Raw genomic sequence first — 23,162 nt, 5'->3', positions numbered from 1 at the left:
GCCCCTTAACATGCGAGCACGGGCGTGGAGAGTTCTCCTACGCCCGTGCCGATTAATTACCCTGCATCAGGGCGATTATTTTTTATCTTTAACTTCTTCGAACTCAGCGTCGACAACGTCGTCGTCTTTCGCGTTGTTCGCCGAAGCGTCAGCGCCCGCCTGCTGTTGAGCGTGCTGCTGCTGAGCGATTTCCATCAGCTTCTGAGAAGCCTGTGCCAGTTCCTGCATCTTCGCTTCGATGTCCGCTTTATCTTCACCTTTCAGTGAGGATTCCAGCGCACTCAGTGCAGCTTCGATAGCAGTCTTGTCTTCCGCTGGCAGTTTATCGCCTGCTTCTTCAACCTGCTTACGGGTGCTGTGCAGCAGATGGTCACCCTGGTTACGGGTCTGAACCAGCTCTTCGAACTTACGGTCGGATTCCGCGTTAGCTTCGGCATCGCGAACCATTTTTTCGATTTCAGCTTCGTTCAGGCCAGAAGATGCCTTGATGGTGATCTTCTGCTCTTTACCGCTGTTTTTGTCTTTCGCAGACACGTGCAGGATACCGTCAGCATCGATATCGAAGGTGACTTCGATCTGCGGCATGCCGCGCGGTGCCGGGTTAATACCGTCCAGGTTGAACTGACCCAGAGATTTGTTATCCGCCGCACGCTTACGCTCACCCTGCAGCACATGGATGGTTACCGCAGACTGGTTGTCTTCAGCGGTAGAGAACACCTGGCTGTGCTTGGTTGGAATGGTGGTGTTTTTGTTGATGAGCGCAGTCATCACACCGCCCATGGTTTCGATACCCAGAGACAGCGGGGTAACGTCCAGCAGCAGTACGTCTTTAACTTCACCGGTCAGTACGCCACCCTGAACCGCAGCACCGATAGCCACTGCTTCGTCCGGGTTAACGTCTTTACGTGGCTCTTTACCAAAGAACTCAGCCACTTTCTTCTGCACCATTGGCATACGGGTCTGGCCACCAACGAGGATAACGTCGTTGATATCAGACACGGACAGGCCAGCGTCCTGCAGAGCAACTTTCAGCGGCTCGATAGAACGGTTCACCAGGTCTTCTACCAGGCTTTCCAGTTTCGCACGGGTCACTTTGATGTTCATGTGTTTAGGACCGGTCGCGTCTGCAGTGATGTACGGCAGGTTAACGTCGGTCTGCTGAGCAGAAGACAGCTCGATCTTCGCTTTCTCAGCGGCTTCTTTCAGGCGCTGCATAGCCAGCGGGTCGTTACGCAGGTCAATGCCCTGATCTTTCTTGAACTCGTCAACGAGGTAGTTGATCAGACGGGTATCGAAGTCTTCACCACCCAGGTGGGTATCACCGTTGGTTGCCAGAACTTCGAAGGTTTTTTCGCCGTCAACTTCGTCGATTTCGATAATAGAGATATCGAAGGTACCACCACCCAGGTCGTAAACCGCGATAGTACGGTTGCCGACTTCTTTATCCAGACCGTAAGCCAGTGCAGCCGCGGTTGGTTCGTTGATGATACGTTTTACTTCCAGACCTGCGATACGGCCAGCATCTTTGGTTGCCTGACGCTGAGCATCGTTGAAGTAGGCAGGTACGGTGATAACAGCTTCAGTTACCGGCTCACCCAGGTAATCTTCAGCGGTTTTCTTCATTTTTTTCAGCACTTCAGCAGAAATCTGCGGTGGTGCAGTTTTGGTGCCTTTCACATCAAGCCATGCATCGCCGTTATCTGCCGCGATGATTTTGTAAGGCATGATGGAAACGTCACGCTGAACTTCTTCGTCCTGGAAGCGGCGACCGATCAGGCGTTTAATCGCAAACAGGGTGTTTTGCGGGTTTGTCACTGCCTGACGTTTAGCCGGCTGACCAACCAGAGTTTCACCATCCTGGGTATAAGCAATGATAGAAGGCGTGGTGCGATCGCCCTCGGCGTTCTCCAGCACGCGTGCAGTAGTGCCATCCATAATCGCTACACAAGAGTTGGTAGTACCCAGGTCGATACCAATAATTTTACCCATCTAAACGTCTCCACTAAAAATTCAGTCAACATGTGGTTGTGTACCTGTAATAAGGGCAGAACGTGCTTTTTCAACTGCCCAGATTTGATTTTTTTCAGGTCCACACACTGCGGTTGACTACAAGATGGGGTCGCGACGGCATCCATCAAGGGGCAAGCATAAAAAAAATTTTAATTTCACCCTGATGAGATCATAGACGCCATTGATTGCGCCCATTATGATGCCGCGCCCAGTCAGGGAGAACTGACGCGGGTTTAACCATTTCACCATATTAATGATGATTTTTTTGAGGACTTATGGGCAACACTAAGTTGGCTAATCCGGCTCCGCTGGGCCTGATGGGTTTTGGCATGACCACTATTCTGCTGAACCTGCACAATATCGGGATGTTCCCGATGGATGGCATCATCCTGGCGATGGGCATTTTTTACGGCGGTATCGCACAAATCTTCGCGGGCCTGCTGGAATATAAGAAAGGCAATACCTTCGGCTTAACCGCATTCACCTCTTACGGTTCTTTCTGGCTGACCCTGGTTGCCATTCTGCTGCTGCCTAAAATGGGCATGGCAGACGCGGCAAACGCCCACTTCCTGGGCGTTTACCTGGGTCTGTGGGGCGTTTTCACCCTGTTTATGTTCTTCGGTACCCTGAAGGGCAACCGCATGCTGCAGTTCGTTTTCCTGAGCCTGACCGTCCTGTTCGCCCTGCTGGCGATCGGTCACCTGGTGGATAACGAAGGCATCGTTCATGTTGCAGGCTGGATTGGTCTGGTTTGCGGCGCAAGCGCTATCTACCTTGCAATGGGTGAAGTGCTGAACGAGCAGTTTGACCGCACCGTTTTACCGATTGGTGAAAAACACTGATCCTTCTGTCGTGTCCGCCTCGCGGGCACGACATCCCCGCTTCTGCCCCAGCCAAATCCCTAATCCCAGCCCCATCATCGACAGCGCCAGCACGTACCAGGCCGGAGCCATGGGAGACACGCCCATCAACACCGTCACCGCAATCGGCGTCAGCCCACCGAAAATGGCATACGACACGTTGTAGGAAAAAGAAATCCCGGTGAAGCGTACCTCTGGCGGGAACGCGCGCACCATCACGTACGGTACAGCCCCGACAACGCCCACGCACAGGCCTACCACGCCGTACAGCAGGAACAGCTGTTCAGGATGGCTGCCAGCCAGATGGTAAAACGCCCAGCTTGATGCGGCCAGTAACAGGCTTCCGACAACAAAGGTAACGCTGGCACCGAAACGATCCGCCGCCAGCCCGGCGGCAAGACAGCCAAAGCAGAGCATGATTGTCGCGATACTGTTCGCCTGTAACGTCACGGCAGGAGCGAAACCATACTGCTTTTGCAGCCACACCGGGGACATCAATATCACCACCACGATGCCCGCCGAGAGCAGCCAGGTAAGCAGCATCGACACCACTACCGCTTTTTTATGGCGTACCACGACCGCCTTCACCGGCAGCTCCTGCGCCAGCGCCTTGCGCTGCTGCATTTCGAGGAAAATCGGGGTCTCCTGCAGCCAGCGACGCAGGTACATCGCGACCAGGCCAAACGCTCCGCCCAGCAGGAATGGAATACGCCAGCCCCAGTCGTGCACGGCCTGCTGCGTCATGCTGGTATTAACGATTGTTGCGACGACGGACCCGAGCAAAATCCCTACCGTTAAGCCCGCGGTTAAGGTTCCGCAGGCGATACCAATGCGGCGCGCCGGAACATGTTCCGCGACAAACACCCACGCGCCCGGCACTTCACCGCCAATCGCCGCGCCCTGAAGAACGCGCATCAGCAACAGCAGCAACGGCGCAAGGATACCCATCGAGGCATAGGTGGGCAGCAGACCAATGGCCAGCGTCGGCACGGCCATCAGCAGGATGCTAAGGGTAAACATCTTCTTACGCCCGACCAGATCGCCAAAGTGGGCCATGATGATGCCGCCCAGCGGACGCGCCAGATACCCGGCGGCAAAAATGCCGAAGGTTTGCACCTGACGCAGCCATTCCGGAATATCCGCCGGGAAGAAGAGCTCTCCCACCACGGCGGCGAAGAAGACGAAGATAATGAAGTCGTAAAATTCCAGCGCGCCGCCTAAGGCCGCAAGCGTGAGGGTTTTGTAATCCTGTTGATTCAGAGGTCGGGCGTTATGTGACATAGCGAACCATTATGCGTGTGTTGTGGATTTATTTTTACAGCAATCGTAAAGAAAAAGTTACTATACCGTAAAACCTTGCCCACGCTATCGCCGCTTCAGCTTATGTCACACATTGATTAATTTCAGGAGATTGTTTCGCGACGCGCGTTTTTAGGACGAAAAGCTGCTACCACTTTCTCATCGGTTTCGACATACGGGCCGTCAAGAACCTGTATACAATACGGTACACTTGCAAAGATACCGTGAACGATGACGCTGCCGTCTTCCGCTTTAAGCCCTTCCAGGGTCTCTTTGATCGACTTCGGCTGACCCGGCAGGTTCAGAATCAACGCCTGCTTGCGGATCACCCCCACCTGGCGGGAAAGAATGGCCGTCGGAACAAAGTGTAGACCGATCTGGCGCATCTGTTCACCGAAGCCCGGCATTTCGCGATCGGCGATAGCCAGCGTCGCGTCCGGCGTCACGTCACGGCGCGCGGGGCCGGTTCCGCCCGTCGTCAGAACAAGATGGCAGCTCATCTCATCCACCAGCTCGCAGAGCGTCTGCTCGATGATCGGCTGTTCGTCAGGAATCAGGCGGGTCTGAATCTCAAAGGGGGTGGTCAGCGCGCTGCTCAACCATTCTTCCAGAGCGGGGATGCCTTTATCCTGGTAAACACCGCTGGAGGCGCGGTCAGAAATCGACACTAAGCCGATGCGTAAGGTATTCATATCCATTCCATTCAAAGAGTACTGATTAAAGGGAATGATACACGCAGAGAGGAGATTCAGACAGGGGACGAAAGAAGTCGCGTGACCGGGAGCCCGGTCACGCAGAATGATTACAGCAGGTCGCCGATCATTTTTTCCAGTTTGCCCTGGTCAACAGCAAACTTACGGATACCGTCCGCCAGCTTGTCTACCGCCATTGGATCCTGGTTGTGCTGCCACAGGAACTCGGATTCAGTGATGCGCTCTGGACGTGCTTTCACTTCACCGGTGTAAGACAGTTTACGCTCAATGGTACCTTCGCTTTCTGCCAGCTCTTTCAGCAGCGCAGGAGCGATGGTCAGGCGGTCACAGCCAGCCAGCTCGATAATTTCACCGACGTTACGGAAGCTTGCGCCCATAACCACAGTCTCATAACCGTGCTGCTTGTAGTATTCGTAGATTTCAGTAACAGAAACTACGCCTGGATCTTCAGCCGGTGCGTACTCTTTCTTATCAGTGTTGGCTTTGTACCAGTCCAGAATACGGCCCACGAACGGAGAAATCAGGTATACGCCCGCTTCTGCACAAGCACGCGCCTGCGCGAAGGAGAACAGCAGGGTCAGGTTACAGTTGATACCGTCTTTTTCCAGCTGCTCTGCCGCGCGAATACCCTGCCAGGTGGAAGCCAGTTTGATCAGGATACGGTCGTTGCTGATGCCCGCGTCGTTGTACATTTTGATCAGACGTTTCGCTTTGGCGATAGACGCTTCGGTGTCGTAGGAGAGACGCGCATCCACTTCGGTAGAGATACGGCCAGGAACCAGTTTCAGGATTTCCAGACCGATGTTCACTGCCAGTTTGTCGGTGGCATCCACAACCTGCTGCGCGCGGTCGTTGCTCTGTGCTTTCGCCCAGGTCACTGCGTCGTCAATCAGTTTGCGATACTCAGGGATCTGTGCGGCGTTAAGGATCAGAGAAGGGTTAGTTGTGGCATCCTGCGGCTGGTACAGCTTCATTGCCGCGATATCTCCGGTGTCAGCTACGACAGTGGTGAACTGACGAAGGGAGGTCAATTTATCCGTCATGATAGTGTTTCTCTTTTAACGTGCCCTGGATAATTCACGCTACCGACAGCATGCCTGCAGCGGAAAAATGACAGGTTTACTTGTTAGGGGGATGTAACCGGTCTGCCCTGATGATAACACGACGGAGGGGTAGCGCAACCGCAGACAGTGCGCTTAGGTAGAGTATGGTAAACTCGGAATATTAACAGGCTGCTAAGCAACAGCATGCCCAATCAGTGGTAGCGCTTACATATTCACTTTGGCATCAACAAGAGGGACGTTAATGCCTGATTTCTTTTTCTTTATTAACGAAGTCCTGTGGGGTTCGATAATGATTTACCTGCTTCTGGGAGCAGGTATTTGGTTTACGCTACGCAGTGGGTTCATCCAGTTTCGTTATATTCGCAAGTTTGGCAGAAGTCTGAAAAACAGCGTCACGCCTCAGCCGGGCGGATTAACGTCGTTTCAGGCACTTTGTACCAGCCTGGCGGCACGCCTCGGCAGCGGCAATCTGGCGGGCGTTGCGCTGGCCATCAGCGCCGGTGGGCCAGGCGCAGTCTTCTGGATGTGGGTGACGGCGCTTCTCGGGATGGCCACCTCCTTTGCCGAAAGTTCGCTCGCCCAGCTTTATAAAGAGAAAGATAAAAACGGCCAGTTTCGCGGTGGTCCAGCCTGGTACATGGCGCGTGGCTTAGGGATGCGTTGGATGGGTGTCCTGTTCTCGCTTTTTTTACTGCTCGCGTACGGCCTTATTTTTAATACCGTCCAGGCTAACTCGGTCGCCAACGCCCTGCGCTATGCCTTCTCCTGCCCCGAGTGGCTCTCGGGTCTCGCTTTAGCCATCGTCGTTCTGCTTACCATCTCGGTCGGTCTCAAGGGCATCGCCCGTCTGATGCAGTGGCTGGTGCCCATTATGGCGCTGCTCTGGGTTACCGCGAGCCTGTTCGTTACCGCCCTGCATCTCGACCAGGTGCCGGGCGTGATTGCGACCATCGTCAAAAGCGCCTTTGGCTGGCGCGAAGTGGCCTCCGGGGCGCTGGGCTATACCTTCAGCCAGGCGCTGATGGCGGGTTTTCAGCGGGGCATGTTCTCTAATGAGGCCGGTATGGGATCAACCCCCAACGCGGCCGCTGCCGCCTCTTCCTGGCCGCCGCACCCGGCCGCGCAAGGCATTGTGCAGATGATTGGCGTCTTTACAGATACCATTATTATCTGTTCCGCCAGCGCTATGATTTTGCTGCTGGCAGGCCCCGTACCGCACGCGTCGGGCACCGTCGGAATACAGCTTCTCCAGCAGGCGCTGGTGAACCTGACCGGCGGCTGGGGTGCAGGGTTTGTCTCGCTAATCCTGGTTTTGTTTGCCTTCAGCTCGATAGTGGTGAATTACCTTTACGCCGAAAATAACCTTATTTTCCTGAAGCTCGACTCCCGCGCCGCAATCGGAACCCTGCGTCTGGGGGTCATCCTGATGGTGATCGCAGGCTCCCTGCTCAGTATGCCGCTGGTCTGGCAGCTGGCCGATATCATTATGGCGCTGATGGCGATCACTAACCTCACGGCGATCCTGCTGCTCTCGCCCGTGGTTACCCTGATTGCCAGAGACTATCTGCGCCAGCGCAAACTCGGCGTTCCGCCGGTATTTGATCCCGCCCGTTATCCCGATATTAAGGCGCAGCTTGCCCCGGGCACGTGGGATGATTTGCCGCGGCAATAACAGCTATCGATCAATTCAGGGCGATTTTTTGCTAAAGTCGCTCTAAATTTCCTGCAAGGACTGGATATGCTGATTCTGATTTCACCTGCAAAAACGCTCGACTACCAGAGCCCGCTCGCTACAGAGCGCTATACCCAGCCTGAACTGCTGGACTACTCGCAACAGCTGATCCGCGAAGCGCGTAAGCTCTCTGCGCCGCAAATCGCCTCGCTGATGAGCATCAGCGACAAGCTGGCAGACCTTAACGCGACCCGCTTTCATGAATGGCACCCGGATTTCACCCCGGCTAACGCTCGCCAGGCGATTCTGGCATTTAAAGGCGATGTCTATACCGGCCTGCAGGCGGAAGATTTTAGCGAAGCCGACTTCGATTTTGCCCAGCAGCATCTGCGCATGCTGTCGGGTTTGTACGGCGTGCTGAGACCGCTGGACCTCATGCAGCCGTATCGTCTGGAGATGGGAATTCGTCTGGAGAATGCCAAAGGCAAAGACCTGTACCATTTCTGGGGCGATATCATTACCGACAAGCTGAAAGCGGCGCTGCACGCCCAGGGCGATAACGTGGTGATAAACCTTGCGTCCGATGAATACTACAAGTCGGTGAAGCCGAAAAAGCTGGATGCGGAGATTATCAAACCGGTGTTCCTCGACGAGAAGAACGGTAAGTTCAAAGTGATCAGCTTCTACGCCAAGAAAGCGCGCGGTCTGATGAGCCGCTACATTATCCAGAACCGCCTGACGAAGCCGGAGCAGCTAACCGCCTTCAACAGCGAAGGCTATTTCTTTGACGAGGCGTCGTCAGGGAAAGGCGAACTGGTGTTTAAGCGCCACGAGCAGTAAAAACAAACCCCGCCGGCTGGCGGGGTTTTGCATTAGTGGTGTTTCCAGTCCGGACCTGGACGATGATCGTCATGATGATGGTCACGCTCGCTATGCTCATCGTGAGGACGCCAGCGGTTATCGCGCCAGTCATAATGCGCCTTCCACCAGTCATGGTCGCGCCAGCGGCCACCGTCCCAGTAGTGCCCGTTATTATCCCGGTCGCCAATCTGCAGTTTGACCGCAGGTACGAGGGTGATTTCGGATGCCTGAACCGCCATGGGAGCGACCAGCATCAGTGAAAGCGCAATCAGCGCAGGTTTCAGTTTTGACATCGGTGACTCCTTATTATCGTTGCCCAACGTGGGCCGTTGTAAGGAGAGTACGCGAGGGGAACGGGGGATGTTATTCTCTGCAATCCTAATCGCTAAGTGACCGCATTTATTGGGAATTTCTGCTTTTTTCCTGCTATTTTCCTCCTTAATTTCTCCATAAAAAAAGCCGGGTAGCGGCTACGCCTTACCCGGCCTACGTTCTGAGCCGTTGTAGGTCGGGTAAGGCGAAGCCGCACCCGACAAAAATTATGCTCGGGACATCATCAGCTTACGCAGCGCGGCAAAGTCTGCCGGCAGTTCATGGGACAACAGCGGCAGGTCGGCACGCTCGGCCAGCTCTTTCGGCAGCGGCAGCGTTTCGCCCAGGATTGCCTCCACGCTCTCTTTGAACTTCGCCGGATGTGCGGTGCCCAGGAACAGGCCATATTCACCCGGGTTAAGCTGGTCGCGCAGCGCGCGGTAGGCAATCGCCGCGTGCGGTTCAGAGGTATACCCGACCGCCTTCAGCTCGCGCATGGTGGATTTGGTAGTTTCATCCGTCACCGCGGCATAGCCCAGGTCGCCCAGACGCCAGATCTTACGGCGGAACAGCTCTTCCACGCGCGGCCAGTTGTTCGGCTGAGACACATCCATCGCATTGGAGAGGGTCGCCTGCGTGGCGTTCGGCGCCCACTTCCCGTCTTTCAGGAAGCGCGGCACGGTGTCGTTGGCGTTGGTCGCGGCGATAAAGCGTTTCACCGGCAGACCCAGGGATTTTGCCAGCAGGCCCGCCGTCAGGTCACCGAAGTTACCGCTCGGCACGGAGATCACCAGCTGGTTGCGCGCGTCCTGCGGCAGCTGCGCCACCGCTTCGAAGTAGTAGCAGATCTGCGCCAGCAGACGGCTGATGTTGATGGAGTTCGCAGAGTTAAGACCCAGAGCGACCTTCAGCTCTTCGTCGTCGAAGGCCTGCTTGACCAGCGCCTGGCAGGCATCGAAATCACCGTCAATTGCCACGGTTTCAATGTTGCCGCCGAGGGTGCAGAACAGTTTCTCCTGCAGCGGGCTGATTTTGCCTTTTGGATAGAGGATCACCACGCGGACATTTTTCAGGCCGTAGAACGCGTGTGCCACCGCCGCGCCGGTATCGCCGGAGGTTGCGGTCAGGATGGTCACCGGCTTGTCGCCGCTGATGTGGGTCAGCATCTGCGCCATAAAGCGGCCGCCGAAGTCTTTAAACGCCAGGGTTGGGCCGTGGAACAGCTCCAGACAGCCCACGTCAGGCTCAACCTGCTGAACCGGCGCCGGGAACGCGAATGCCGCACGCACGCGCTCTTCCAGCAGCTCCTGCGGAATTTCATCGCCGATAAACGCGGACAGAATTTTGGTGCTGCGGGTGACAAAATCCTGCTTCAGCAGGTCATCAATCTCGGTCAGCTGGAATTCCGGCAGGTCATGCGGGAAAAACAGCCCCTGATTTTTGCCCAGTCCCTGAGTCACCGCCTGCGCGAAGCTGACCTGCTCGTTATGATCTTTAAGGTTGTAGAGTTTCATTAATTATCCCAGTACTCGTGCGCCAGCCGTGTCCAGACGGCAGATATGAACAAAGCCTTCCTGATTTTGCAGGTAGTGTTTAGAGAGCCAGTCCGCCACGCGCTGCGCAGTGTCTGCCTTGTCGCACAGGGCGAACAGCGTCGGGCCGGAGCCGGAGATGCCGCACGCCTGCGCGCCGATATCCATTGATGCCTGTCGCGCCTCGTTAAAGCCGGGTAGCAGCTTCGTGCGATACGGCTCGGCAATGACGTCCTTCATCAGTTTTGCCGCCAGCTGCGGCTGACGGGTGTAGCAGGCGTGGATGAAGCCCGCCAGATGACGCCCGTGGGCGATACAGTCCTGACGACGATATTGCGCGGGCAGGATCGCACGCGCTTCCGCGGTAGAGACCTTAATGCCCGGATAGGCCAGCACCCACAGCCACTCATCAAACCCTGGCACCTGCTGGCTGATGATGCCATTTTCTTCGATCATCAGCTGCATGCCGCCGAGGAAGCACGGCGCCACGTTGTCATAGTGAATGCTGCCGGAGATACGCCCTTCCAGCTCGCCCATTAAGCCCAGCAGGCGGTTGTTGTTCAGCGGCTTGCCGCAGTGCTCATTCATTGCCACCAGAGCGGCGACCACCGAACAGGCGCTGGAACCCAGCCCCGAGCCAATCGGCATACTTTTTTCCAGCGTCATAGCGACCGGCACGTTTTTACCGATCTCCTGACAGAAGCGTTCCCAGCACTGATAGACGATGTTCTCGCGCGGGTCGGACGGTAGCTTGCTGGCGAAGCGGCCCACGTTATTCAGGCTGAAGCTGTCTGCCGCTTCCACCGTAACCGTATCGCCCAGCAGCGAACCATCCACCGGCGTCACCGCCGCACCCAGCACGTCAAATCCGACGCTCATATTCGCGCTGGAAGCCGGGGCATAAACTTTGACCATGTTAAACTCCTAACTTCCATGACAGGGTACGCAGCAGATCGGCAAACACACCCGCCGCCGTAACATCGTTCCCTGCGCCATAGCCGCGAAGCACCAGCGGCAGTGGCTGATAATAGTGGCTGTAAAACGCGAGGGCGTTTTCGCCGTTTTTGACTTTGTACAGCGGGTCGTTGCCATCCACTTCGGCAATCTTCACCCGGCACACGCCATCTTCTTCAATGTTGCCAACATAGCGCAATACCTTACCTTCATCACGGGCTTTCGCAACGCGCGCGGCAAACGCGTCGTCAAGCTGCGGCAGTTTGGCCATAAAGGCGCTGACGTCACCGCTGCTGTCAAATTCTGCCGGCAGGACCGGTTCAATCACGATATCAGAAAGCTCAAGCTCCCGGCCCGTTTCACGGGCGAGGATCAGCAGCTTACGCGCCACATCCATACCGGAGAGATCGTCACGCGGATCCGGCTCGGTGTAGCCCAGCTCGCGCGCGGCGCGGGTGGCTTCGGAGAGGCTCATCCCTTCATCCAGCTTGCCGAAGATAAACGACAGCGAGCCGGAGAGAATGCCGGAGAAACGCTGCAGTTCATCACCCGCGTTAAGCAGGTTCTGCAGGTTTTCGATAACCGGCAGACCAGCCCCAACGTTGGTGTCGTAAAGGAACTTGCGGCGCGACTTGCTCGCCGCCAGACGCAGCTGGTGATAGTAATCCATCGACGAAGTGTTGGCCTTTTTGTTCGGCGTCACCACGTGGAAACCTTCGCGCAGGAAGTCGGCGTACTGGTCCGCCACCGCCTGGTTCGAGGTACAGTCGACGATGACCGGGTTAAGCAGATGGTACTCTTTCACCAGACGGATCAGGCGGCCCAGGTTGAACGGCTCTTTCGCCTCGTTCATCTCTGCCTGCCAGTTTTCCAGGTTAAGGCCGTGGACGTTGGTCAGCAGCGCTTTGGAATTCGCAATCCCGCAGACGCGCAGGTCGATGTGTTTCTTCTTAAGCCACGCCTGCTGACGCTTCACCTGCTCCAGCAGCGCGCCGCCCACGCCACCCACGCCAATCAGGAACAGCTCGATGACCTGATCGGTGTTGAACAGCATCTGGTGAACCACGCGAACGCCGGTGGTCGCATCATCGTTGTCCACGACAACAGAAATTGAACGCTCCGACGAGCCCTGAGCAATCGCCACGATGTTGATATTGGCGCGCGCCAGCGCGGCAAAGAACTTGGCTGAGATACCGCGCAGCGTGCGCATGCCGTCGCCAACCACGGAGATAATCGCCAGACGCTCCTGAATGGAGAGCGGCTCGAGCAATTCTTCGTTGAGCTCCAGATAGAACTCTTCTTCCAGCGCGCGACGGGCGCGCAGGCAGTCGCCCTGCGGCACGCAGAAGCTAATGCTGTATTCGGAAGAGGACTGGGTAATCAGCACCACCGAGATACCGTTGCGGGACATGGCCGCAAATACGCGCGCTGCCATGCCGACCATCCCTTTCATCCCAGGGCCGGAGACGCTGAACATCGCCATATTGTTGAGGTTGGAGATGCCTTTCACCGGCAGACCGTCCTCATCGCTGCTTGCGCCAATCAGCGTACCCGGCGCCTGCGGGTTACCGGTGTTTTTAATCAGGCAAGGGATCTGGAACTGGGCAATCGGGGAGATGGTACGAGGGTGAAGCACTTTGGCGCCGAAGTAGGAAAGCTCCATCGCTTCCTGGTACGACATCGATTTCAGCAGCCTGGCGTCCGGAACCTGGCGCGGGTCGCAGGTATAGACGCCGTCGACGTCAGTCCAGATCTCACAACAGTCCGCGCGTAAGCAGGCGGCCAGCACGGCGGCGGAGTAGTCGGAACCGTTACGGCCCAGCACCACCAGCTCGCCCTTCTCGTTACCGGCGGTGAAGCCTGCCATCAGGATCATGTGGTCAGCGGGAATTTTGCTGGCGGCGATACGGCGGGTTGATTCAGCAATATCAACGGTGGATTCGAGGTAGTGGCCCACCGCAAGCAGTTTTTCAACGGGATCGATCACGGTCACGCTATGGCCGCGCGCTTCCAGCACGCCGGCCATAATGGCGATAGAAAGTTTTTCGCCGCGACAAATCAGCGCCGCGTTGATGCTGTCCGGGCACTGGCCGAGGAGGCTGATACCGTGCAGAACGTGTTTGATTTGCGCAAATTCCTGCTCAACGAAGGACTTCAGCTGAGCGTGCGGGAAGCCAGGCAGCGCCTCTGCCAGCCCTTGCAATAAGTCAGCGAATATACGCTCTGCGTCGCTGATGTTCGGGAGTGCGTCCTGGCCACCGATGGTTTTTTCGATCATCGCCACCAGATGGTTCGTGATTTTTGCCGGGGCAGAGAGCACGGTCGCAACCTGCCCCTGCCTGGCGTTGCTTTCCAGGATATCGGCAACTCGCAGAAAACGTTCTGCATTTGCCACTGATGTACCGCCGAACTTCAACACTCGCATGGTTCTACCTCGTTTCCTTTAGCCGAAAAAAAAGCCCGCACTGTCTAGGTGCGGGCTTTTTTTTGTTTTTCCTGTACGCGTCAGCCCGCATCGTTACCAGTGGTAATGATGATGGTTGTGGTAATGGTGGTGATGCTGATGCGTTTCATGGATGTTGTGTACTCTGTCATTATTATCTGTCTGTGCTGTATTCTTTTAGGGTTAAAGGATCGGGCTCGTTAAGTCAACGAATTTTTAATTTGATCACAATTCGGAAGACTCTCACGTCCCGCTGCGTGCAGATTTATTTTCATCCGATTCCCCCAGATGCAACCCATACAGACAGACTTATTCGCCATAGTAAAAACTTATGGCAGTATTTTACTCGGCCAATTTTTTTTCAATATCATGCAGCAAACGGTGCAGCATTGCGGTGTCCCGTTGCTCAAGACGTCCCAAACGCTGCTGCAGCCAGTCAGCCATTTTTTGATCGTCCGCTACTTCCAACTGAGATAACAGCTGCTCAACGCGTGCGCGCAGCGCAGCCAGCTGATTTTCATCAGCCCTTTCAGCCTGAGGCTGGGGGATTTGTATTAGGGAGGCTAATTGATAGCAGTACACCATGACCGCCTGGCCCAAATTCAGGGAAGGATAATCGGCCACCATCGGCGCACCGGTGAGCACGTCCGCCAGTTCCAGCTCCTCGTTGGTTAATCCGGAATCTTCACGACCAAATACCAGCGCCGCTTTCTCCAGCCACTGGCTTTTCTCTTCCAGCATCGGCACCAGCTCCGCTGGCGTCGCATAGTAGTGGAACTTAGCGCGACTACGCGCCGTGGTTGCAACGGTAAACGAAATGTCGTGCAGCGCGTCGGCAAGTGTAGCGTAAGTGGTTATATTATCGAGAATATCTCCCGATCCGTGCGCCACCCAACGCGCGGCTGGCTCCAGATGGGCCGTGCTGTCCACAATGCGCAAATCGGTAAAACCCATGGTCTTCATGGCACGCGCCGCTGCGCCTATATTTTCTGCTCTGGCTGGGGCAACCAGTACAATCGACAGATGCATTTATGCTCTCTTTTTAATCAGTTAGCCGGTAAAAATGTGATGCACTTCAACATATTACGCAGCGCGAATTTACAAAATTGCAACAAAAATCACCGAAATAGCGTTTCATAACAAATTAAAAACGCTAAACTATTCTGTGTCTGAACAATCAGTTAGAATGTTAATAGAACACCATTATCCCTATGTTTTATAATGATAATGGCAGCATGAATACCCTATTCAGATTGGATTCGCTTCGTTTATAAATCAATGTCCGCAACTAGTTGGTTTATTGAAAAATTGTGACAAAGGCTAGCATTCAGCTACGATGATTTCATCAAACTGTTAACGTGCTACAATTGAACTTGATATATGTCAACGAAGCGTAGTTTTATTGGGTGTCTGGTGTCACTTAGCCTGTTATGTTGCTGTTAAAATGGTTAGGATGACAGCCGTTTTTGACACTGTCGGGTCCAAAGGGAAAGTACCCAAGACCAAGCTAATGATGTTGTTGACGTTGATGGAAAGTGCATCAAGAACGCAATTACGTACTTTAGTCACGTTAAGCCGATCATGTTAATTTGCGACATGCATCAGGCAGGTCAGGGACTTTTGTACTTCCTGTTTCGATTTAGTTGGCAATTTAGGTAGCAAACATGCAGACCCCGCACATTCTTATCGTTGAAGACGAGTTGGTAACACGCAACACGTTAAAGAGCATTTTCGAAGCAGAAGGCTACGATGTCTTTGAAGCGACCGATGGCGCAGAGATGCATCAGATCCTTTCTGAAAATGATATCAACCTGGTGATCATGGATATTAACCTGCCGGGCAAAAACGGTCTTCTTCTGGCGCGCGAACTGCGCGAGCAGGCGAACGTCGCGTTAATGTTCCTGACAGGCCGTGATAACGAAGTTGATAAAATTCTTGGCCTGGAAATCGGTGCGGATGACTACATCACCAAGCCGTTCAACCCTCGCGAGTTAACCATTCGTGCACGCAACCTGCTGTCCCGCACCATGAACCTGGGTACTGTCAGCGAAGAGCGTCGTAGCGTAGATAGCTACAAATTCAACGGCTGGGAACTTGATATTAATAGCCGCTCGCTGATTAGCCCGAACGGTGAGCAGTATAAACTGCCGCGCAGTGAATTCCGCGCGATGCTGCACTTCTGCGAAAACCCGGGAAAAATTCAGTCCCGTGCAGAACTGCTGAAGAAAATGACCGGCCGTGAGCTGAAGCCGCACGACCGTACCGTAGACGTCACCATCCGTCGTATTCGTAAACATTTCGAATCTACGCCAGATACGCCGGAAATCATCGCCACCATTCACGGCGAAGGGTACCGTTTCTGCGGCGATTTGCAGGAATAATCCCGCAGTTAATGCATTAAAAAACGGCGCTTATGCGCCGTTTTTTTATTCCCGCCAGGGCATAATCGGCACCGCGCTGATCGCGTTTTTCGGTGACCCTTCCACCACTTTGTCAGAATAGGCCAGGTAGGCCAGCGTATTGCGTTTGGCATCGTAGAAACGCACAACCTGCAGCTTTTTGAACACCAGCGAGGTCCGTTTCTGGAATACCACGTCGCCCTGCGCTTTGCCGTTTTTAATTTTGTCGCTCAATTCAACCGGGCCCACCTGCTGACATGAGATCGCCGCATCGGAGGTATCTTCCGCCAGCCCCAGTCCGCCTTTGATACCGCCCGTTTTCGCGCGGCTGACATAGCAGGTGACGTTTTTCACGTCCGGATCGTCAAACGCCTCCACCACGATTTTGTGGTCCGGGCCAAACATTTTGAACACGGTATCGACGGAACCAATCTGTTCCGCCTGTGCAGTGCGCCCGACCATCAACATCAGCGCGGTGAAGAGCAAAGTCTTGTATTTCATATTGTTACCATTCTTTAAAATTACACTGAGCAATTATTCAACACTTTAGACAAAAATGTAGCAAGATCACAGGATTAGAATATATCTGCCTGTAATGTGCTAGAAAAAGCATGAATGCGCAAAAAAAACACTGAATGCTAAAACATCAAAAAATGCTATTATCCGCTAACCTGTTATCAGGCACCTGCTGTTTTAAGGATGAGGATAGTATATGGATCAGGCTGGAATTATTCGCGACCTGCTCACCTGGCTGGAAGGTCATCTCGACCAGCCTTTGTCACTGGATCATGTGGCGGCTAAAGCAGGCTATTCCAAGTGGCATCTGCAAAGGATGTTCAAGGATGTCACCGGTCATGCTATCGGGGCCTATATTCGCGCACGTCGTTTATCAAAATCTGCTGTAGCGTTGCGCCTCACCGCGCGGCCGATTCTGGATATTGCCCTGCAATATCGTTTCGATTCACAGCAGACATTCACCCGCGCCTTTAAAAAACAGTTCTTGTTGACGCCAGCGCTTTATCGTCGCTCGCCTGACTGGAGCTCGTTTGGCATGCGTCCGCCGCTGCGTCTGGGCGAGTTCGCAATGCCGAAGTACGACATTATTACACTGCCGGAAACCCATCTGATCGGCACAACGCAGAGCTACTCCTGTTCACTGGAGCAGATTTCCGAGTTCCGACATCAGATGCGCGTCCAGTTCTGGCGCGACTTCCTGAGCCACGCGCCGGCGATCCCGTCTATCCTGTATGGCCTCAACGAAACGCATCCAAGCCAGGAAAAAGACGACGAGCAGGAGGTGTTCTACACCACCGCGCTGACGCCAGAGATGGCCAACGGGTATATTCAGGGTTCGAAGCCTGTCGTGCTGGAAGGGGGCGAATACGTGATGTTCGCCTATGAAGGGCTGGGAACGGGGGTACAGGAGTTTATCCTGACCGTTTACGGTACCTGCATGCCAATGCTGAATCTGAATCGCCGTAAAGGTCAGGACATTGAGCGCTACTACCCGGCGCAGGATGCCAAACCGGAAGAAGGCCCAATTAATCTGCGTATGGAATTTTTGATTCCAATACGTCGTTAACGCTGCAGTTCGTCAAGCGCAGGGGCATCGAGATGCGAAATGTCCCCTGCCATCTCCACGACCCATCCTGACGCCAGCCACGCGCTTTCCTGATAATCAATTCGGGAAATGGAGCAGTTACGCAGACGCAAACGGCGCTCAGCGTAAGCCGGTAATCCCAGAATGGTGCTCACCAGGCATCCCAACGCAATCCCATGACTCACCAGCAGCGGACGGCTTCCCGCCGGAAGCTTCAGGCATTCCGCCAGTGCGGCATGCATACGGACGCTGAGCTCCTGCATGGATTCGCCCTCAGGAATACGGCCATCTTCGGTACCGTTCACCAGCGTGCGGCGCCAGCCCTCTTCCGTTTCCGTCAGCGTATCGATATGGCGTTTTTCCAGCACGCCCATATCCAGCTCGCGCAGGCGCGGCTCCAGCATGACGTCACAGCCGCAGGCGTCTGCAATGATGCGCGCCGTCTGCTGTGTGCGACCTAAATCGCTGGTAATGACGTGGGTAATGCCCAGCGTTCGGGCGCGTTCTGCCACCTGCCACGCTTGCTGCACGCCCTTCTCTGTAAGAGGACTGTCTGACTGGCCTTGAATACGTCGCTCGGCGTTCCACTGCGTTTCACCGTGGCGAACAAGGTATACCTGTAACATGCTTTTTTTCCGTTATACTGCGATGAGTTTTTTTTGAATCGAGCTTAATTATGCACCATGTTGTCTCTGCTACCACTAATCCTGCCAAAATTCAGGCAATTCTAAGGGCATTTGAAGAGATCTTCGGCGCAGGATCCTGCCATATTGAAGCCATCGGCGTCGAGAGTGGCGTTCCTGAACAGCCGTTTGGCAGTGAGGAAACGCGCGCTGGCGCACGAAACCGCGTGGCAAATGCCAGGGCTGCGGCACCGGATGCGGACTTTTGGGTGGCAATTGAAGCCGGTATCGACGAAGGCGCAACCTTTAGCTGGGTGGTGATCGAAAGCCGTGAACAGCGCGGTGAAGCGCGTTCAGCCACCCTGCCGCTGCCGGAGATTATTCTGGAAAAAGTCCGCGCGGGTGAAGCGCTTGGGCCGGTGATGTCGCAGTACACCGGCATTGATGAGATTGGCCGTAAAGAAGGGGCGATTGGCGTCTTTACCGCAGGCGCGCTGACGCGTTCAGGCGTTTATCATCAGGCGGTGATCCTGGCGTTAAGCCCGTTCCATAACGCGATTTATCGTTAGGTATTTTTCAGCAATACCGCTTCCAGCCACTGGCGCAGCTCAACGGGTGCCGACTTCAGGCTGTTCGATCCGCGGGTAATCGTTGCGATGCCCGCGCCGAGCTCATTTTTCAGCTCGCGCTGGCTCATCTCGCCGCGCAGCAACTCTTCAATGATGCGCACGCGCGTGCCCAGCGCCTCGCGCTCGTCCGGCGTGAGCATCAGCTGCATAAGGGGTAAGTGCAAATCCTGCTCGTAAGACTGGCGAAGCAGCTCCACAAAACGAAGCCACTCCTGATGACGTTGTTCGGCCATTGCCGAGGAATACGGGGAATGCTGGGTCATGTTATGCTGCCTCTTGTACTCATTAGCGAGTACAGCATAACACAACCCGCGCCGATCAGTAACGTCTCTGCCACTCGGCATCACTCATCAGGGTATCTTTCTGCCCCATGAAGTAGCGATAGTAGGCGTCATAGGCCAGCACGTTCTTCACATAGCCGCGCGTTTCCGAGAACGGGATGCTCTCGACAAACGCCACGGCGTCAATGCGTCCGGCGCTGTTGCCGAGCCAGGTACGCACGCGACCCGGCCCCGCGTTATACGCCGCCGACGCGAAGATGCGGTTATTGCCGAACTGCTGATACACGTACTGCAGGTAGCTGGTACCGATGTTGATGTTGGTATCCGGATCCAGAAGCTGTGACGGGCTGCTGTAGCCAGGAATATTAAACATCTTCACCGTGTGCGTCGCCGTGCCCGGCATAATCTGCATCAGGCCGCTGGCGCCCACCGGGGAACGGACTTTCGGGTTCCATGCGCTCTCCTGACGGGCAATTGCCATCGCGTAGCTTTGCGGGATATCTTTGCCGCTGGTGTAGCGATCGAACAGATCCTTGTAAGCCAACGGGAAACGCTCTTCGAGATGATCCCAAAGCTTACCGGCGATCGTCGCCTGCACGCTCAGATCCCACCAGTGGTTATCAAAAGCATAGCGGGCAAGCTGGGCTTTCTCGTCGGTGCTGCGGCTGGTCACCAGATTCGCCCACTCGCTGCGCGCGGTATTATCCATATTCCAGTACATCAGCTCGCGCACGCGCGCCATTTCTGGCCCCTGCGTCAGCGCCGGGTTCGCGTTGGCTGGCGCTTTATCAATGCGGAAGGTGTACTCCTCGCCCAGGCGCTGCGCGGCTGCCATCGGGTAGAACCCGCGCTGCTGCATCAGCGTATGGAGAATTTCTTTGGCCTCGTCATCACGACCGCGCTCCATCAGCAGATCGGCCTGCCAGTAGCGCCATTCGTCCTTCTCTTTGGCCTCCATAGGCAACCGCGCAAGCCAGGTATTCAGCCCACGGCGATCGCCCGTACCCAGCGCCATGCGCACGCGACGTTCCACCAGAGACGTGGAGTTCGAACGCATAATGGCATCGTCACGCCAGCGCGCCTGTTCATCGGTCACATCCGTGCCCATCAGTCGCCACGCCACGATGTCGCGCAGCTCCTGGGTTTGTTCCTCATTAAGCTGCTGCGCCTGCACCAGCTGCGGGATCATCAGCCGCGCGTTTTCCACATCGTCACGCGCCACGCTGGCAAAGGCCACCGCCGCCATCTGGCGGGTAAAATCGGTCGCGCCCGTACTGCGGGCAAAGGTCAGCACGCTGTTGGGATCGTTAGCCAGCGAGATAACCGCGGTGGAGATCGTCTGGTAATCGGACGGCATCTGCCCCGCCAGCGTGGTCACCAGACGCGTGTTGCCGGCTTTCATCGCCAGACGGATGCGCTCAAGGTAGGACAGCGGATCCTGCTTGCCGGATGCGCGCCACGCGCCGAACAGGGAGTCACAGGCGTTCGGCTGGTTTTTCCCGGTCAGCCAGAGCTCTTTCGCCCCGGCCCAGGCCTCTTCCTGCTGGCCGGTCGCCCATTTTGCGTAGTAGTAGTTACACTGGGCTTCGATGGTATTCGGCTTTTCAGGGCTAAACGCCAGCAGTCCGCGCCAGTCTTCGCGTCGCGCCAGCTCATTCACAAAACGAGACTGAAGATTCCGGGCTGGCGGCAGGGTCGGGTTCGCCTGAATGAAGTTATTCACAGTAACGGTGGGTTGATTCATGAGATCGTCCGTAATTTGACGATACTCGAGATACGGATACAGCGGATAATCCTTTAGCGTCGGCATCAGCGCCTGCACGGTATCCATCTGCTTGTTGTCCCACGCCTGTTTAATCTGAGCGTAGCGACTACGTTGTTCATCCAGTGAATCGGCATGCACCGCCTGGCTTACCGCCATTACGCATACGCTGGCAGCCAGCAGACGCCAGACCACCTGTTTGGCTTTTTCCACAAGCTCTTCCTCATTGTTTTTTCGTCAATTGCAGCGTCTTGCCACGTCAAAGTCTAATTAATTTATGCTAACCAGGCATCCTTCAACGCGCCACGTCATGGACACTTTTTTACCTTTCTTGCGCGTTTTAACACTCCCGACGTTCCTGGCTGGGATTAGGACGTGAAAAAGGCTACACTTCGAGGCTGAAATTCCTTCTCATTACGATAAAAGAGGCGAAGTCCAACGTGGCTCAATTCGTTTATACCATGCATCGTGTCGGCAAAGTTGTCCCGCCGAAACGTCATATTCTTAAAAATATCTCGCTGAGCTTCTTCCCGGGCGCAAAAATCGGTGTTCTGGGTCTCAACGGTGCCGGTAAGTCCACCCTGCTGCGCATCATGGCCGGCATTGATACAGACATCGAAGGTGAAGCCCGTCCGCAGCCTGGCATCAAGATTGGCTACCTGCCGCAGGAACCTCAGCTGAACCCGGAACACACCGTTCGCGAATCCGTTGAAGAAGCGGTATCCGAAGTGGTTAACGCCCTGAAAGGTCTCGATGAAGTGTATGCCAAATACGCCGAGCCGGATGCGGACTTCGACAAGCTGGCTGCACAACAGGGCAAGTATGAAGAAATTATCCAGGCGCACGACGGTCACAACCTGAACGTGCAGCTGGAGCGCGCGGCGGATGCCCTGCGTCTGCCGGACTGGGATGCGAAAATCGCTAACCTCTCCGGTGGTGAACGTCGCCGCGTGGCGCTGTGCCGCCTGCTGCTGGAAAAACCAGATATGCTGTTGCTCGACGAACCAACCAACCACCTGGATGCGGAATCCGTGGCGTGGCTGGAGCGCTTCCTGCACGACTTCGAAGGCACCGTTGTGGCGATTACCCACGACCGTTACTTCCTCGACAACGTCGCCGGCTGGATCCTGGAGCTGGACCGCGGTGAAGGTATTCCGTGGGAAGGCAACTACTCCTCCTGGCTGGAGCAAAAAGATCAGCGTCTGGCTCAGGAAGCTTCTCAGGAAGCGGCGCGTCGTAAGTCTATCGAGAAAGAGCTGGAGTGGGTTCGTCAGGGCGCGAAAGGCCGTCAGTCTAAGGGCAAAGCCCGTCTGGCACGCTTCGAAGAGCTGAACAACACCGAATACCAGAAACGTAACGAAACCAACGAACTGTTTATTCCACCTGGAGCACGTCTGGGGGATAAAGTGGTTGAAGTGACCAACCTGCGTAAGTCTTACGGCGACCGCGTGCTGATCGACGACCTGACCTTCTCCGTACCGAAAGGCGCTATCGTGGGCATCATCGGTCCGAACGGCGCGGGTAAATCGACCCTGTTCCGCATGATGTCCGGTCAGGAACAGCCTGACAGCGGCTCTATCACCCTGGGTGAGACCGTGAAGCTGGCCTCCGTTGACCAGTTCCGTGATGCGATGGACAACAGCAAAACCGTGTGGGAAGAAGTGTCCGGCGGTCTGGATATCATGCGCATCGGCAACACCGAGATGCCAAGCCGCGCCTACGTTGGTCGCTTTAACTTCAAAGGCACCGATCAGGGCAAACGCGTGGGCGAGCTGTCCGGCGGTGAGCGTGGTCGTCTGCACCTGGCGAAGCTGCTGCAGGTGGGCGGTAACGTTCTGCTGCTCGATGAACCAACAAACGACCTGGATATCGAAACCCTGCGCGCGCTGGAAAACGCCCTGCTGGAGTTCCCGGGCTGCGCGATGGTTATCTCGCACGACCGCTGGTTCCTCGACCGTATCGCGACCCACATTCTGGACTACCAGGACGAAGGTAAGGTGGAGTTCTTCGAAGGTAACTTCACCGAATACGAAGAGTACAAGAAACGCACGCTGGGCGCCGACGCGCTGGAGCCGAAGCGTATTAAGTACAAGCGTATTGCGAAATAAAAGCAAAACGGCAACTTCGGTTGCCGTTTTTTATGGTTGT

General features: G+C 55.4%; 22 protein-coding genes and 1 other annotated feature. Of the genes, 7 read left to right on the top strand and 15 right to left on the bottom strand.

All coding sequences use genetic code 11. The features are described from left to right. Window positions 1-75 precede the first annotated feature (75 nt). On the bottom strand, window positions 76-1,989 hold the full coding sequence (gene dnaK / locus PUP35_RS03205) for a molecular chaperone DnaK (RefSeq protein ID WP_008502041.1): 1,914 nt from the start codon (window positions 1,987-1,989) through the stop codon (window positions 76-78). Window positions 1,990-2,285: 296 nt separating this feature from the next. On the opposite strand from dnaK, the gene satP reads away from it, so the two are divergent. After that, on the top strand, window positions 2,286-2,852 hold the full coding sequence (gene satP / locus PUP35_RS03200) for an acetate uptake transporter (RefSeq protein WP_008502042.1): 567 nt from the start codon (window positions 2,286-2,288) through the stop codon (window positions 2,850-2,852). On the opposite strand, the gene PUP35_RS03195 is transcribed toward satP, so the two are convergent. The 3 genes from PUP35_RS03195 to tal all read right to left on the bottom strand — a co-directional run bounded on the left by PUP35_RS03195 (window position 2,829) and on the right by tal (window position 5,925). Then, window positions 2,829-4,151, bottom strand: coding sequence for an MFS transporter (locus tag PUP35_RS03195; RefSeq protein ID WP_115876471.1), 1,323 nt, complete (start codon window positions 4,149-4,151; stop codon window positions 2,829-2,831). The genes satP and PUP35_RS03195 overlap by 24 nt on opposite strands. Window positions 4,152-4,273: 122 nt before the next feature. Further along, entirely contained in the window at window positions 4,274-4,861 is a 588-nt protein-coding gene (gene mog / locus PUP35_RS03190) for a molybdopterin adenylyltransferase (protein WP_274241984.1), read from the bottom strand. Window positions 4,862-4,971: 110 nt separating this feature from the next. After that, a complete protein-coding gene (gene tal, locus PUP35_RS03185) occupies window positions 4,972-5,925 on the bottom strand; it encodes a transaldolase (RefSeq protein WP_023310342.1) in 954 nt (317 codons plus the stop codon). Between the two features lie 262 nt (window positions 5,926-6,187). Between tal and PUP35_RS03180 the strand changes: the two genes are divergently transcribed. Further along, window positions 6,188-7,618: an alanine/glycine:cation symporter family protein gene (locus PUP35_RS03180; RefSeq protein ID WP_274241981.1), complete on the top strand. Its 1,431-nt coding sequence runs from the start codon at window positions 6,188-6,190 to the stop codon at window positions 7,616-7,618. Window positions 7,619-7,684: 66 nt separating this feature from the next. Further along, window positions 7,685-8,458 (top strand): peroxide stress protein YaaA, encoded by a 774-nt coding sequence (gene yaaA, locus PUP35_RS03175; protein ID WP_274241979.1) that lies wholly within the window; start codon window positions 7,685-7,687, stop codon window positions 8,456-8,458. A gap of 32 nt (window positions 8,459-8,490) precedes the next feature. On the opposite strand, the gene PUP35_RS03170 is transcribed toward yaaA, so the two are convergent. The 7 genes from PUP35_RS03170 to yjjY all read right to left on the bottom strand — a co-directional run bounded on the left by PUP35_RS03170 (window position 8,491) and on the right by yjjY (window position 15,289). Further along, window positions 8,491-8,772 (bottom strand): DUF2502 domain-containing protein, encoded by a 282-nt coding sequence (locus tag PUP35_RS03170; RefSeq protein WP_274241978.1) that lies wholly within the window; start codon window positions 8,770-8,772, stop codon window positions 8,491-8,493. Window positions 8,773-9,018: 246 nt separating this feature from the next. Continuing rightward, a complete protein-coding gene (gene thrC / locus PUP35_RS03165) occupies window positions 9,019-10,305 on the bottom strand; it encodes a threonine synthase (RefSeq protein ID WP_271368882.1) in 1,287 nt (428 codons plus the stop codon). Window positions 10,306-10,308: 3 nt separating this feature from the next. Further along, entirely contained in the window at window positions 10,309-11,238 is a 930-nt protein-coding gene (thrB, locus tag PUP35_RS03160; RefSeq protein WP_048225593.1) for a homoserine kinase, read from the bottom strand. Window position 11,239: 1 nt separating this feature from the next. Then, window positions 11,240-13,702 (bottom strand): bifunctional aspartate kinase/homoserine dehydrogenase I, encoded by a 2,463-nt coding sequence (gene thrA, locus PUP35_RS03155; protein ID WP_274241973.1) that lies wholly within the window; start codon window positions 13,700-13,702, stop codon window positions 11,240-11,242. 24 nt (window positions 13,703-13,726) lie between these two features. Continuing rightward, window positions 13,727-13,844: a sequence feature (Thr leader region), on the bottom strand. After that, window positions 13,783-13,851: a thr operon leader peptide gene (gene thrL / locus PUP35_RS03150; protein ID WP_015572623.1), complete on the bottom strand. Its 69-nt coding sequence runs from the start codon at window positions 13,849-13,851 to the stop codon at window positions 13,783-13,785. It overlaps the preceding feature by 62 nt. A gap of 211 nt (window positions 13,852-14,062) precedes the next feature. Next, window positions 14,063-14,749, bottom strand: a complete 687-nt coding sequence (locus PUP35_RS03145) for a tRNA/rRNA methyltransferase (protein ID WP_274241971.1) — start codon at window positions 14,747-14,749, stop codon at window positions 14,063-14,065. 399 nt (window positions 14,750-15,148) lie between these two features. After that, a complete protein-coding gene (yjjY, locus tag PUP35_RS03140) occupies window positions 15,149-15,289 on the bottom strand; it encodes a protein YjjY (RefSeq protein ID WP_085928893.1) in 141 nt (46 codons plus the stop codon). 95 nt (window positions 15,290-15,384) lie between these two features. Between yjjY and arcA the strand changes: the two genes are divergently transcribed. Next, on the top strand, window positions 15,385-16,101 hold the full coding sequence (gene arcA, locus PUP35_RS03135) for a two-component system response regulator ArcA (protein ID WP_003856501.1): 717 nt from the start codon (window positions 15,385-15,387) through the stop codon (window positions 16,099-16,101). Between the two features lie 45 nt (window positions 16,102-16,146). Here arcA and creA read toward each other — a convergent pair whose 3' ends face one another. Beyond that, on the bottom strand, window positions 16,147-16,620 hold the full coding sequence (creA, locus tag PUP35_RS03130) for a protein CreA (RefSeq protein ID WP_274241967.1): 474 nt from the start codon (window positions 16,618-16,620) through the stop codon (window positions 16,147-16,149). A 211-nt stretch (window positions 16,621-16,831) separates the two neighbouring features. Here creA and robA point away from each other — a divergent pair, with 211 nt between their 5' ends. After that, a complete protein-coding gene (gene robA / locus PUP35_RS03125) occupies window positions 16,832-17,701 on the top strand; it encodes an MDR efflux pump AcrAB transcriptional activator RobA (protein WP_274241965.1) in 870 nt (289 codons plus the stop codon). Here the strand turns inward: robA and gpmB are convergent. Then, complete coding sequence (gpmB, locus tag PUP35_RS03120; protein WP_008502057.1) at window positions 17,698-18,345, bottom strand: 2,3-diphosphoglycerate-dependent phosphoglycerate mutase GpmB; 648 nt, start codon at window positions 18,343-18,345, stop codon at window positions 17,698-17,700. The two genes, robA and gpmB, sit on opposite strands and share 4 nt — an antisense overlap. A gap of 50 nt (window positions 18,346-18,395) precedes the next feature. On the opposite strand from gpmB, the gene yjjX reads away from it, so the two are divergent. Continuing rightward, window positions 18,396-18,911, top strand: coding sequence for an inosine/xanthosine triphosphatase (gene yjjX, locus PUP35_RS03115; RefSeq protein ID WP_048961786.1), 516 nt, complete (start codon window positions 18,396-18,398; stop codon window positions 18,909-18,911). Here yjjX and trpR read toward each other — a convergent pair. Together trpR and sltY are read right to left on the bottom strand one after the other, a co-directional pair. Next, a complete protein-coding gene (gene trpR / locus PUP35_RS03110) occupies window positions 18,908-19,234 on the bottom strand; it encodes a trp operon repressor (RefSeq protein ID WP_047747961.1) in 327 nt (108 codons plus the stop codon). The genes yjjX and trpR overlap by 4 nt on opposite strands. A 55-nt stretch (window positions 19,235-19,289) precedes the next feature. Continuing rightward, the gene (sltY, locus tag PUP35_RS03105; RefSeq protein WP_274241959.1) at window positions 19,290-21,227 is read right to left on the bottom strand and encodes a murein transglycosylase; all 1,938 of its coding nucleotides are present in this window, start codon (window positions 21,225-21,227) and stop codon (window positions 19,290-19,292) included. Window positions 21,228-21,454: 227 nt separating this feature from the next. Between sltY and ettA the strand changes: the two genes are divergently transcribed. Beyond that, complete coding sequence (ettA, locus tag PUP35_RS03100; protein ID WP_003856515.1) at window positions 21,455-23,122, top strand: energy-dependent translational throttle protein EttA; 1,668 nt, start codon at window positions 21,455-21,457, stop codon at window positions 23,120-23,122. The last annotated feature ends 40 nt before the right edge of the window (window positions 23,123-23,162 follow it).

It is taken from the genome of Enterobacter sp. S-33, from assembly GCF_028735835.1.
Taxonomy (GTDB): Bacteria; Pseudomonadota; Gammaproteobacteria; order Enterobacterales; family Enterobacteriaceae; genus Enterobacter; species Enterobacter vonholyi.
Note: the sequence above shows the minus strand (reverse complement) of the source record. Positions and strands in the feature narration are given on the sequence as shown.

Bases quoted from the DNA above. Each gene is read 5' to 3' on its own strand.
- dnaK (WP_008502041.1), bottom strand. From the start codon at position 1,989: ATGGGTAAAATTATTGGTATCGACCTGGGTACTACCAACTCTTGTGTA.
- satP (WP_008502042.1), top strand. From the start codon at position 2,286: ATGGGCAACACTAAGTTGGCTAATCCGGCTCCGCTGGGCCTGATGGGT.
- PUP35_RS03195 (WP_115876471.1), bottom strand. From the start codon at position 4,151: ATGTCACATAACGCCCGACCTCTGAATCAACAGGATTACAAAACCCTC.
- mog (WP_274241984.1), bottom strand. From the start codon at position 4,861: ATGAATACCTTACGCATCGGCTTAGTGTCGATTTCTGACCGCGCCTCC.
- tal (WP_023310342.1), bottom strand. From the start codon at position 5,925: ATGACGGATAAATTGACCTCCCTTCGTCAGTTCACCACTGTCGTAGCT.
- PUP35_RS03180 (WP_274241981.1), top strand. From the start codon at position 6,188: ATGCCTGATTTCTTTTTCTTTATTAACGAAGTCCTGTGGGGTTCGATA.
- yaaA (WP_274241979.1), top strand. From the start codon at position 7,685: ATGCTGATTCTGATTTCACCTGCAAAAACGCTCGACTACCAGAGCCCG.
- PUP35_RS03170 (WP_274241978.1), bottom strand. From the start codon at position 8,772: ATGTCAAAACTGAAACCTGCGCTGATTGCGCTTTCACTGATGCTGGTC.
- thrC (WP_271368882.1), bottom strand. From the start codon at position 10,305: ATGAAACTCTACAACCTTAAAGATCATAACGAGCAGGTCAGCTTCGCG.
- thrB (WP_048225593.1), bottom strand. From the start codon at position 11,238: ATGGTCAAAGTTTATGCCCCGGCTTCCAGCGCGAATATGAGCGTCGGA.
- thrA (WP_274241973.1), bottom strand. From the start codon at position 13,702: ATGCGAGTGTTGAAGTTCGGCGGTACATCAGTGGCAAATGCAGAACGT.
- PUP35_RS03145 (WP_274241971.1), bottom strand. From the start codon at position 14,749: ATGCATCTGTCGATTGTACTGGTTGCCCCAGCCAGAGCAGAAAATATA.
- arcA (WP_003856501.1), top strand. From the start codon at position 15,385: ATGCAGACCCCGCACATTCTTATCGTTGAAGACGAGTTGGTAACACGC.
- creA (WP_274241967.1), bottom strand. From the start codon at position 16,620: ATGAAATACAAGACTTTGCTCTTCACCGCGCTGATGTTGATGGTCGGG.
- robA (WP_274241965.1), top strand. From the start codon at position 16,832: ATGGATCAGGCTGGAATTATTCGCGACCTGCTCACCTGGCTGGAAGGT.
- gpmB (WP_008502057.1), bottom strand. From the start codon at position 18,345: ATGTTACAGGTATACCTTGTTCGCCACGGTGAAACGCAGTGGAACGCC.
- yjjX (WP_048961786.1), top strand. From the start codon at position 18,396: ATGCACCATGTTGTCTCTGCTACCACTAATCCTGCCAAAATTCAGGCA.
- trpR (WP_047747961.1), bottom strand. From the start codon at position 19,234: ATGACCCAGCATTCCCCGTATTCCTCGGCAATGGCCGAACAACGTCAT.